This window comes from Mycobacterium colombiense, from assembly GCF_001672755.1.
GTDB lineage: Bacteria > Actinomycetota > Actinomycetes > Mycobacteriales > Mycobacteriaceae > Mycobacterium > Mycobacterium colombiense_C.
This window is the reverse complement of record NZ_LZKI01000071.1, coordinates 1-7,705: the sequence shown is the minus strand read 5'-3', so window position 1 is coordinate 7,705 and position 7,705 is coordinate 1. Positions and strand designations below refer to the sequence as shown.

General features: G+C 67.6%; 7 protein-coding genes and 2 pseudogenes. 1 reads left to right on the top strand and 8 read right to left on the bottom strand.

Translation table 11 applies throughout. The annotated features are described in order from the left end of the window. The 7 genes and pseudogenes from A5708_RS09340 to A5708_RS27195 form a co-directional block, all read right to left on the bottom strand. Nucleotides 1–232, bottom strand: a pseudogene (locus A5708_RS09340) (hypothetical protein); the annotation flags it as partial. After that, nucleotides 229–1,125, bottom strand: coding sequence for a vWA domain-containing protein (locus tag A5708_RS09335; RefSeq protein ID WP_065028351.1), 897 nt, complete (start codon nucleotides 1,123–1,125; stop codon nucleotides 229–231). The gene A5708_RS09335 and the pseudogene A5708_RS09340, both read right to left, overlap by 4 nt. Next, nucleotides 1,122–2,099: a hypothetical protein gene (locus A5708_RS09330; RefSeq protein ID WP_065028350.1), complete on the bottom strand. Its 978-nt coding sequence runs from the start codon at nucleotides 2,097–2,099 to the stop codon at nucleotides 1,122–1,124. Before A5708_RS09330 ends, A5708_RS09335 begins: the two co-directional genes overlap by 4 nt. Continuing rightward, nucleotides 2,090–2,563, bottom strand: a complete 474-nt coding sequence (locus A5708_RS09325; RefSeq protein WP_065028349.1) for a hypothetical protein — start codon at nucleotides 2,561–2,563, stop codon at nucleotides 2,090–2,092. The genes A5708_RS09330 and A5708_RS09325 overlap by 10 nt, the downstream gene beginning before the upstream one ends. Beyond that, nucleotides 2,553–3,419 carry a DUF58 domain-containing protein gene (locus tag A5708_RS09320; protein ID WP_065028348.1) on the bottom strand — a complete coding sequence of 289 codons (867 nt, stop codon included), beginning with the start codon at nucleotides 3,417–3,419 and terminating at the stop codon, nucleotides 2,553–2,555. The genes A5708_RS09325 and A5708_RS09320 overlap by 11 nt, the downstream gene beginning before the upstream one ends. Before the next feature lie 7 nt (nucleotides 3,420–3,426). Next, a complete protein-coding gene (locus A5708_RS09315) occupies nucleotides 3,427–4,428 on the bottom strand; it encodes an AAA family ATPase (protein ID WP_065028347.1) in 1,002 nt (333 codons plus the stop codon). A 97-nt stretch (nucleotides 4,429–4,525) separates the two neighbouring features. Continuing rightward, a complete protein-coding gene (locus tag A5708_RS27195) occupies nucleotides 4,526–5,791 on the bottom strand; it encodes a hypothetical protein (protein ID WP_065028346.1) in 1,266 nt (421 codons plus the stop codon). 410 nt (nucleotides 5,792–6,201) lie between these two features. Between A5708_RS27195 and A5708_RS09305 the strand changes: the two genes are divergently transcribed. Further along, complete coding sequence (locus A5708_RS09305) at nucleotides 6,202–6,954, top strand: TylF/MycF/NovP-related O-methyltransferase (RefSeq protein ID WP_065028345.1); 753 nt, start codon at nucleotides 6,202–6,204, stop codon at nucleotides 6,952–6,954. Nucleotides 6,955–6,972: 18 nt separating this feature from the next. On the opposite strand, the pseudogene A5708_RS09300 reads toward A5708_RS09305, so the two are convergent. Then, nucleotides 6,973–7,705, bottom strand: a pseudogene (locus tag A5708_RS09300) (ABC transporter); the annotation flags it as partial.

The following is a 7,705-nucleotide window of genomic DNA, read 5'->3' as shown; positions in this document are numbered from 1 at the left end:
CGCCCGCGGCGAATGGCGCCCTCGCCGATTCCACCACGTTGACGAAGCCGAGGATCGCCGCGTCGGCCGCCACCGCGTCTCCGTCGCGGCTCGCGAAGGCGTCGGCCGCCGAATTACCGGCCAGCACAACCGACAACAGCTTGATTGCGACCAGCAGCGCAACGGCGACAACCGGCGCCGAGTAGACGAGGAGCCGTCGTCGCAGCCGCAACCGAGCCGGCGTGCGCGTCATGCCGCCAGGTCCCGTCGGGCAATGCGGCCGCGCCGGAACTCTCGGACCGACAGGTAGATCTCGGCGAGTAGCAGCCCGGCCGCGAGCAGCGCAGGCAGCCAATACAGCTCGGTCCGGTCGGCGGCATCCCCTCGGCTGTCCGGTGTGTCGGGCAGTCCAACTTGGAAGGCCTGACTGAGCTGGCGGTGTACGTACGGGACGCCGAGTTGCGCTGCGAGTCTGTGTAATTCGACCTCGTCGATCGCGTCGCCGTTGCCGTAACCCAGCACCGCTCCCCCGGCCACCGAACCTCTCATGAGGTTGAAGTCGCCCTGGGGCGCGCGCGATCCTGGTGCACCGCAGCCGAAGTAGAGCACCACGTTCCGCGAACCTGGATATTGCTGCGTCGCCTGGATCAGCTGATATCGCAGCACGTTGTCCGCCGCACCGGCGTTGGCACTGGAAGTCGCGTCCTGCGATCCGAGCGTCGCGATGGTCGGGCGTAGGCTCCAAACGTCCTCGGACAGCGGCCAATCCAGAGAGGCTTTCGAGGCGAAGCCGATGAGCGCGTATCGAGCCGCCGGGTATTGCTTGCTCAACGCCGCGATGTCGTCGCGCATACCCGCGAACCGTTGCTCGTCTGCCGAACGGTCGACGACCAGGAACACGTTGAGATTGGCGCCGGCGGCGGCCTTTGCGCCCTGGCCGGTTTGGTTGCCAAGGAGCGCCGGGCGGGTGGTCGCCGCGATGAGCAGCAGCACCGCCAACGTCACGCCACTCCAGCGCAGTACCGCGCGACCCCGCCGGCGTCCCGCCGAGAGCAACACCTGGCGCAGCGCCACCACGCGCGCCAGCACCAGCGCACCGGCCACGACCGCAAGGATCGGCCAGGGCAGTACGGGCTGAAACGTCATCGGCGCAACACCAAGAGGGCCACCGACAGCACGGCCGCCGAGAGCAAGGCGATCGCCAGCGGTGTCATCGGCGCGTCACGGAAGTCCGCGGTCACGACCGTGCCATCGGCGCGGCGTGCCGGTGGGGCATGCGCGCGAATCTCGTTGAGCGCCGCGGTCACCGATTTGGCTCCGGGCGCGACGTACCGGCCACCGGTCTGGTTGGCGAGCGTGACCAGCGCTGCGCTGGCGGGCGAGGCGGCAGTGTCGATCACGTTGACTTGGGCCCCGACCCGCTCGACCAGGGACCGGACACCGCCATCGGTGAACAATGCGGGACGCTGCTCCCCCGCGGCACGCAGATCCGACGGCCCCAGATAGATCACCGAGCGCCGGTGGGTGACGCGCTGCTCGGCGGCAGGAAAGCCGGAGAGGCACAACGCAAGAACGTCATTCACGCTAGCGGCGTAGTCGATATACGGCACCGCAGGGGCGAACGACGCCGATGGCGTCTCGTGGGCGCCGGTATAGTCGCCGAACCGGCCGACGGCGTACTGATGGTCGCGCGTCAGCGGCACCAGGCGGCGGTTGGTCGATGTCAGGCCGATACGTTGGGCCTGAGGGGAATTCGTGGTCTGGCGCTCGAAGTAGTCGAGCAGGTCCGCCGTCGAGGCGTCGGCCACCGGCTGCCCGACGCACAACATGATGTCCTCGGGGTGGGCGGCGTCGAAATCGTTGGTCGGCACGCTCGGACGGGCCGCCGCCCACGTCGCTGCGCCGAACATGACCGTCAGCACCACCAACGTCACAATCGTCGACAGCGACCGCAGCCGCGCTACTTTCGCGTACTCGGGCAACCGGGTCAGTCGTGCGACGTTGGCCAGCGGGCGCAGCTGCCGGCGGGTAGCGGTCATCGACAGCAACGCCGCCAGGGCGACAACTGCGACGAGACAGGTCAATCCGATGAGCGCGACCGGCCACCACCTCAGCTCCACGAACGGATCAACTCCCGCGCCCGAGCACTCACGTCGTCGACGTCGACCCGCGTCTCTGCGTTGAACTGACCGTCACCGAGCCGGGTGAGCAGCGGCGCGGCGGCGGCCAGGTCCCCGTCGGCCACGGCGGCGATCTGCAGATACTGCGCCCGTGTGCCGGTCGCTTGATGCAGAAAACTGCGCAGCGTCCGGCTGATCGCGGCGCAGGCTGCCGGAGCCGACATCCGCCCGGCGGTGTGCTCGTCGGCGATAACCTGCACGCGGTGGGCGAATCGGTTGCGGATCAGCCAGGCATGCACTCGCCGCGCAACCGGGATGCGCCGCAATCGGTCCGACGGCAGCGTCCACACGAAAACACCCGCATACCAACCGAACACGGCAACGATCAACAGTACAGCCAGCCACAGCCACTCCGACGAGTACGGCTGCGGACCGAACAGATGGCGCAGCAGGTCATCCGGCACGGGCGGCCACCTCGGTCAGGCGAACGAGCTCGCGCCGAATGTCCTTGCTGCCGGCGATAGTCGCGTAGGGAATGGCGTGGGCGGTCAGGAACGCATCGAGGCGGTTGCGCCGCTTCTGCTCGGCGCGGCGGTACGCGGTGACGACACGGGGGCCGAGGTCGGCTCCGTTCAGGACGAAGCGACCGGTGGCGACGTCGTAGCCGTCGGTGTTGTCAGGACCCACCGCGGGCATGTCGGACACCATCGCCCACATGATGTCGTGGCGCCCGGTCAGTCTGGTGAGCACTTCGCTGAGCCGGTCGTCGACCTCCGGTTCGTCGGAGACGACGACGATCAGCATGCTGTGCCGGTAATGCGTTGCGATGTAGTCGAGTTGGGCGGCAAGGTCGCTGCGACCGGGGTCGGCCGTGGTGTGTTGGTACCAGCGGTGCAGCAGTCCCTCGATGTGCGACTCGCCGCGCCGTTGCGGGATGTTCACGCTGCCGCGGCGGTCGCCGTAGACCATGCCGATCTGGTCGGACCGCCTCAGGCCGATGAGCCCCACCGCACCCATGATGTGTGCGGCGACGTCGCGTTTGCATTCCCCGCTCGGGGCGAGCGCCGACATGTTGCGGCCGGCGTCGGCGACGAGCAGGATCTTGTGGTGCTTTTCGGACACGAACCGTTTGATGAGCACGCCGCCCGAGCGTGCGGAAGCCTTCCAGTCGATGTCTCGGACGTCGTCGCCGGGAACATACGGGCGCAGGTCGTCGAATTCCATACTGCGCGTGTGCAATAGCGCGTAGCGGCCGCCTTCGAGCAGACCGCGGGTGTCGGTGCCGAAGTGCGCCTTGGCCCGGTTGAGGTGTTTACCCACAGTGGCCTCAGGGCACGCGAACGGCCCGCAGCGCGGCGTCGACCACGACCTCGGCAGTGATGTCGGCGCTGGCCGCTTCGAAACCGAGGATGAGCCGGTGCCGCAGTACCCGGTGCGCGAGCTTCGCGATGTCCTCGGGAAGCACGTGCGCCCGCCCGGCCAGCACCGCCTGCGCCCGGGCCGCCTTGCAGAACGCGATCGTCGCACGCGGGCTGGCACCGTACTCGACCAGGCGCGCGATCTGCTTGGGCAGCGCCCGCCCGGGGTGGCGGGTCACGTCGACCAGTTGGCTGGCGTAGAGCATCAGCGCGCGGTCCATGTGGACGTGACGCACCACCTCCTGCAGGCGCAACACATCGTCGAGGCTGACCACCGGCGCCGTCGGCTGCCCCCTGTCGTAGACGCCGGCGTCGATCCGCGACATGACTTCCACCTCCTCCTGCGGCGAGGGGTAGCGCACGATCTCCTTGAGCAGGAAACGGTCGGTCTGCGCCTCGGAGAGCGGATAGGTGCCTTCCTGGTCGACGGGATTCTGGGTGGCGATGACCAGAAACGGATCCGCAAGGGGGTGGACCTGCCCGGCGATCGTGGTCTGCCGCTCCTCCATCGCCTCGAGCATCGCGCTCTGCGTCTTGGCACTGGACCGGTTGATCTCGTCGAGCAGCACGACGTTGGCGTGCACCGGACCTAGTTGGGTGACGAAGGAGTTGGTCGCCGAGTCGTAAATCTGGGTGCCGATGATGTCGCTGGGCAGCAGGTCGGGCGTGCACTGAATGCGTTGAAAGCGGCCATGAATCGACTCGGCGAGCACCTTGGCGGCGGTGGTCTTGGCCAGGCCCGGCACGCTTTCGAGCAGGACGTGGCCGCCCGCGAGCAGACCGATGAGCAACGACTCGCGAAGGTCACGCTGCCCAACGATCTTGGTGGCGAACGCCTGGGAGATGGCGTTGACGATCCGTTGGACGCCGTCGAGTTCGCGCTGATCCGGTTGTGTCCGTGCTGTAGACATACGCCCGCTGGGATACCCAGGCGCCGATTTTCCACACTTCCGGCCACACGACGCTGTTCGCGCCTGTTCAGCGTGTTCGCGAGCGCCGCGCCACCGGCTACGGCCGGTCCCCTTGCGGGGGCCGCTTGTTTTTGGCTTCAGCCTCAAGCCGTAGCCGGATTGCCTTCGCCCGCGCCTCGGCGGCCCGAGCTTGGGCCTCGGCGGCTTCTGCTCCCGCCCAAACCTCGGCGGCCCGAGCTCGAGTCTCGGCGGCTTCGGCGCGCGCCCGCGACTCGGCGGCGAGGGCCTCGGCTTCGGCGGCTTCCGCGCGCGCCCGCTCCCGCGCCCGCGCCTCGGCGGCCAGGGCCTGGGTTTCGGCGGCTTCCGCGCGCGCCCGCGACTCGGCCGCCAGCGCTTCCGCCTCGGCGGCCTTTGCCCGCTTGCGAGCTTCGGCCGCAGCGGCCTCGATTTCGGCGGCTTCTGCCCGCTTCCTCGCTGCGGCGGCCAGCGCCTGCGCTTCGGCGGCTTCCGCCTGTTTCCGCGCCTCGATGGCCAACGCCTCGGCTTCGGCAGCTTTTGCGCGTGCCCGTTCCCGTTCCCGCGCCTCGGCGATCAGGGCTTCAGTTTCGGTGGCTTCTGCCTGCGCCCGCGCCTCGGCGGCCAAAGCTTCGGGTTCGGCATCTAGTGCCCGCTTCCGTGCTTCGGCGGCCAGGGCGTGGGCTTCGGCGGCTTTGGCCTGCTTCCGGGCTTCGGCGGCCAGGGCGTGGGCTTCGGCGGCTTCGGCCCGCTTGTGCGCCTCGGCGGCCAGCGCTTCGGCGGCGGCGGCTTCCGCGTGTGCCCGCTCTCGCGCCCGCGCCTCGGCGGCCAGCGCTTCCGCCGCGGCGACCTCTGCCTGCGCCTGAGCCTCGGCGGCCACCGCTTCGGGCTCGGCGGCCAGCGCTTCGGCCGCGGCGGCTTCGTCCTGCGCCCGCGCCTCGGCGGCCAGCGCTTCGGCTTCCGCGGCCAGAGCCTCCGCTTCCGCGGCCAGGGCTTCGGCCGCGGCCGCGTCTGCCCGCGCCCGCGCTGCTGCGGCCACCGCTTCGGCTTCCGCGGCCAGCGCCTGGGCGGCGGCGGCCTCGGCCTCCGCTCCCGCGTGAGCCTCGACCTTGGGTCGCGGCGGCTTCTGTTTGGACGGCGGCCTGGGGTGATTGACGAGCGGCTGACGGTTCCGCATCGGGGCGCCGCCCGACGCCCGGGCCTTCTGTTCAGCCACTCTGTATGGGCCCGCCAGGAAGTCGGCCAATACCAAGGCCACGCCGACCAGCAGTACCAGCGGCAGTGCCAAGGAGGGGCGGGTGACCATTCCCCAGATACCGGCGACTGTGAGCGGCGCCGCGAGCAACACTGCAGCCCCTGGATACCGACCACCCAGGTCGAGGATTGTTGCGGGCACCGCGGACGCACGAGCGGCCAACGGGAGCCGATCCGGCCGACTGACGACGACTCTCTGAGACCCCACGATCCCGCTCCTTTACGGAGATGCTGGCACATAAGAGTACTGCGATATCGCCCGTTCCGGTGACTCAAATTTTCGTGTCGAAGTAGCAATGTCGCGCAGTACCGGAGCCAGACCGGGCGGCTTGGGAGGCGACGGTAGTTTCGCGGCGATGGCGCGCGTGGGTGTGGCCGTCGGACCCTGGGATCCGGACGGTCTACCACCGCCGCCGATGGGATTTCACAATCACTCGTGAATGACGTGCCAAGCCTCTACGCTGCCGTCATCATGCCGCGTCTTCCGGCGAGGAGGTTGAGCGCATGGAGCCGTCGATGACGTCAGATTATCCGTGTAGCAACGGGTTCAATTGGGCGCAATTGGTGAAGATGCCGATCGTGAGCGATGAATGGCATCACGGGCATCAAATCCTCAACTTCTACCCGATGGACAAGGACTATCGAGAATCGCCGGCAGCACGGTCGATGGTGACCGAGCACTTCGGCAATGCACAGGCTCTCGACACTGATGCGGAATTGCTGAAATTCGGCTCTGACCACGTTACGTTGCAAGGCGCATTTTTGGAGATGGGCGTTTGCACCGGCAGAACGATCAACTTCATTGCCGCGCTCAATCCTCGGCAACGTATCTGGGGATTCGATTCCTTCGACGGCCTTCCTGAACGATGGGCCCGCACCGATATCACTGTTCCCCAAGGCACTTTTCGGGCGAACGTCGAGGGATGGATGCCACCTGTGCTTCATAACGTAGCTTTGGTAAAGGGCATGTTCCACGAAACCCTTCCGGAGTTCAAAAGCCGAGTCCTGAAATCCACTCCCATCGCTTTCCTACATGTCGATTGCGACATTTACGCTTCGACGAAAGAGATTTTCAACCAGCTGTTCGACAACGTCGTGTCAGGCACCGTAATCGTATTTGATGAGTTTTATAACTACCCAGGCGCAGAGGAACAGGAGTTCAGGGCATTCCAGGAGTTTCTAGACCGGACCGGGAAGAAACCGGTCTACCTCGCCTACAACCAGTACTTCGAACAAGCGGTTGTCCAGATTGCCTGACTCGATTCGGGATGGCGCCTAGGCCGGCAAGCGCTCGGCGAGCGCCAAGCGCCTCGCCAGATACGGAGCCGTTCGACTGTGCTTCGCCCGTGCCACCTTCTTCGGCGGGCCCTCCGCAACGACCCGTCCACCGTCGCTGCCGGCCCCCGGCCCCAGGTCGATCACCCAGTCCGCCCCGGCGACCATCCGCATATCGTGTTCGGCCACCACGACGGTATTGCCGGCCTCGACCAGGCGGTGCAGTTGACGGTCGAGCAGATCCACATCGGCTGGATGAAGCCCGGTGGTCGGCTCGTCGAGGACGTAGAGGGTGTGCCCCCGCCGAGGTCTCTGCAGTTCGGTGGCGAGCTTGATCCGCTGCGCCTCGCCACCCGACAGCTCGGTCGCGGGCTGTCCGAGACGGAGATAACCCAGTCCGACCTCTTGCAGCGTGGTCAGGCTCCGCGATGCGCTGGCTACGTCGGCGAAAAACTCCGCGGCCTCATCGACGGTCATCGCGAGCACGTCGGCGATCGTACGGTCGCGATAGCGCACCCCGAGTGTCTCGTCGGAGTATCGCGCTCCTTGACACGCCGGGCAGGTGGCGTATGTGCCTGGCAGGAACAATAATTCGACCGAGACGAACCCCTCCCCCTGACAGGTGGGGCAGCGACCTTCGGCCACGTTGAACGAGAACCTGCCCGCCGTCCACCCGCGGCGACGCGCCTTCGGGGTCGCCGCGAATTCACGTCGCACGGCGTCGAACAAGCCG

Excerpts from the sequence above, each read along its gene's own strand:
- A5708_RS09305 (WP_065028345.1), top strand. The coding sequence starts at position 6,202 with ATGGAGCCGTCGATGACGTCAGATTATCCGTGTAGCAACGGGTTCAAT.
- A5708_RS09335 (WP_065028351.1), bottom strand. The coding sequence starts at position 1,125 with ATGACGTTTCAGCCCGTACTGCCCTGGCCGATCCTTGCGGTCGTGGCC.
- A5708_RS09315 (WP_065028347.1), bottom strand. The coding sequence starts at position 4,428 with ATGTCTACAGCACGGACACAACCGGATCAGCGCGAACTCGACGGCGTC.